The sequence below is a fragment of the Microcystis sp. T1-4 genome (assembly GCF_000297435.1).
Classification (GTDB): domain Bacteria; phylum Cyanobacteriota; class Cyanobacteriia; order Cyanobacteriales; family Microcystaceae; genus Microcystis.
In genome coordinates, this window is sequence record NZ_CAIP01000148.1 from 1 (window position 1) to 2,775 (window position 2,775).

2 protein-coding genes are annotated in these 2,775 nt (G+C 45.9%); one reads left to right on the forward strand and one right to left on the reverse strand.

From position 1 onward, the window contains the following. Positions 1-199 precede the first annotated feature (199 nt). Positions 200-1,483: a serine--tRNA ligase gene (gene serS / locus MICAI_RS09035; protein WP_008200684.1), complete on the forward strand. Its 1,284-nt coding sequence runs from the start codon at positions 200-202 to the stop codon at positions 1,481-1,483. 54 nt (positions 1,484-1,537) lie between these two features. Here serS and MICAI_RS09040 read toward each other — a convergent pair whose 3' ends face one another. Continuing rightward, positions 1,538-2,698 (reverse strand): 2,3-diketo-5-methylthiopentyl-1-phosphate enolase, encoded by a 1,161-nt coding sequence (locus MICAI_RS09040; RefSeq protein WP_008200686.1) that lies wholly within the window; start codon positions 2,696-2,698, stop codon positions 1,538-1,540. Between the last annotated feature and the right edge of the window lie 77 nt (positions 2,699-2,775).

Genomic DNA, 2,775 nt, shown 5'->3' on the forward strand with positions numbered 1-2,775 from the left:
TGTATATGACCATATTTGTATTTAAACTTTACAATACCCCAGTTTCCGCTGCCGCTAATTTTACCGGCGGCTTTTAACCGATATTTTAGTTAAGTTTTGAGTTATTATTGACCATTGGTTAGGGGTTGAGAACATTTCTTCTCAGGCTGCCAATTCCCCGACTCTCCCACTTACTTTTTATTTTTTACTGACTCGTACCATGTTAGACCTAAAGCAAATTAGAGAAAATCCAGAGGAAGTACAGAAACGCTTAGATAGTCGGGGAGGTAGTTATGATATTGCCCCTATTCTCCAGTTAAATCAACAACAGAAGGCTTTAGAGTTAGAACGCAGCAGTTTACAGGCCCGGGGTAACGAAATCGGTAAACTGGTGGGACAAAAAGTGAAAAGTGGCAGCGATGTCAACAGTCCCGAAATTTTGGCAATGAAAACAGAAGGAAACGAGATTAAAAGTAAACTAGCTCAATTAGAACCGCAGGAAAAAGAGATTAAAGCGGCCATTGACCAAAAAATCTTAGATTTACCCAATTTACCCAGTGAAACCACTCCTATCGGTAAGGATGAACGGGAAAATGTCGAAGTCAAACGCTGGGGAGAGGAATATAAACCCACCAACCCGAATATTTTGCCTCACTGGGAAATTGGGGAAAAATTGGGCATTTTAGACTTTGAAAGGGCAGTAAAAATCGCCCAGAGTCGTTTTGTTAATCTTATCGCCCTCGGGGCAGCCCTAGAAAGAGCTTTAATTAATTTTATGCTCGATCGCCATATTGTCGCCGGTTATACAGAAGTTTTACCGCCAATTCTGATCAATAGTGACTCCCTGCGCGGGACGGGACAACTGCCGAAATTTGCGGAAGAAAGCTTTAAATGTCGAGATGATGAGCTTTGGTTAGCACCAACGGCAGAAGTACCCGTAACTAACCTCTATCGCGATGAAATCCTCTCATCGGAGCAATTACCGATCAAACACTGTGCCTATACCCCTTGTTTTCGTCGAGAAGCGGGCAGCTATGGCAAAGATACGAGGGGCTTGATCCGTTTGCATCAATTTAATAAGGTGGAAATGGTCAAAATCGTCCATCCTGACGCTTCTGCTCAGGAACACGAAAGTTTAGTCGCTAATGCGGAGGCAATCCTGCAAGCTTTACAGTTGCCCTATCGGGTGATTGAATTGTGTAGCGGTGACTTGGGTTTTTCGGCAGCCAAATGTTATGACTTAGAAGTGTGGCTACCTTCGGCTAATACCTATCGGGAAATTTCCAGTTGTTCTAATTTTAGAGACTTCCAAGCACGACGGGCAAATATTCGCTTTAAAGAAAAAGGACAAAAAGGCACTAATTTTGTCCACACCCTCAACGGTTCGGGATTAGCGATCGGTCGTACTATGGCCGCTGTCCTAGAAAATTATCAACAGCCAGACGGGACAGTAAAAGTGCCGGAAGTGCTGCAACCCTATCTAAAACGGCAAGTTATTTGTTAAATTTTCTAAAAATGCTTGACAAAATGTTTTTATAGTGCATTGAAAGAATTGAGCTTAACCCCACTCTAGAATTGCCTGTTTTAAGGCTCCTTCGGGCAAATTGGCCGGATCAAAGGACTCCCCCGCTTCTATTCTGGCTAAAGCTTCAAAAAAAGCCCTCACACCACTGGCTGGTCCCGATGGGTGGTCCATAATTCCGGTTCCCGCATTGAGGATAACATTACGTCCGTAATCCCCAAGGACCTGGGGAACAATACCGGGACGAATACCGGCCGAGGGAACCGGAAAAACGTTTCTATCGCGCAAAATATCGCGAATTTTGCCCTCCTCCTGGGGATCGAAGGGTAAACTACCGTAAGCGGCGGGATATAGCACCGCATCGGCTCCTGCGTGGGCCATCATCGTCCCCAAAACCACAGAATAGGCTAATCCCGTATCGCTACCGGCACACATCGCTCCGGCAAAGGCAGGATGGGCGAAAATAGGAACATCGATCGCCGGATCACTGGCTAAAGCTTCTAAAACGGAAAAACCGTAGGTAAGAACGTTTAATAACAGGGCATTAGCCCCATGTTTCACCAATAAACGGGCTTTTCTCTGCAATTCGTCCGCTTTTCCAGTTACATTGACCGCGTAGAGAACATTTCTACCGGTTTGCTGCCGCACTTCCTCCAAAACTCGGCGACAACAATCTAGGCGCTCGTGGGTGGGAGCCACGGGAAGATCCGCCATGATTTCATCATCTTTAATCACGTCTAAGCCAGCAAAAGCCACTTCTCGCAGGATATCGGCGTGATCTTGCGCCGATAGTCCTAAAGCGGGTTTAAAAATTGCCATAACTAGAGGTCGATCATAAACCCCCAAACGTTGCCTAATTCCTGTGATTCCCAGCTTGGCTTTTGTGCCGTAGCTTTCGGGGAGATACACCCCCACCACTTTTCCGGCTCCAGCCATGGAATATTTGCCGAAAATCATGGTTAAAAGACTGGCGATGTCATTTTCAACGTTTATCTGGGGAAAACGCACCCTAGCCACCTTATAACCGTCGGCTTCCTCCCTGATCCCCACCACTTCCGCTAGGTGTTGTTGCAGCTGCTCTTGACGATGACTGTGGCGCTCGCTCCAAGTGCCGGCGGTTTGACCGATAGCGATCGTTTTTGCCTGTTTTTCGGCATTAATAGCGGGCGGAAAGCGATAATCGACAATTATGGTCATAAAAGGTAAAAAAAGGGAGTGGGAATTATAAATTATAAATTATGAATTATGAATTGGGGAGGTGGGGAAGTGGGGAA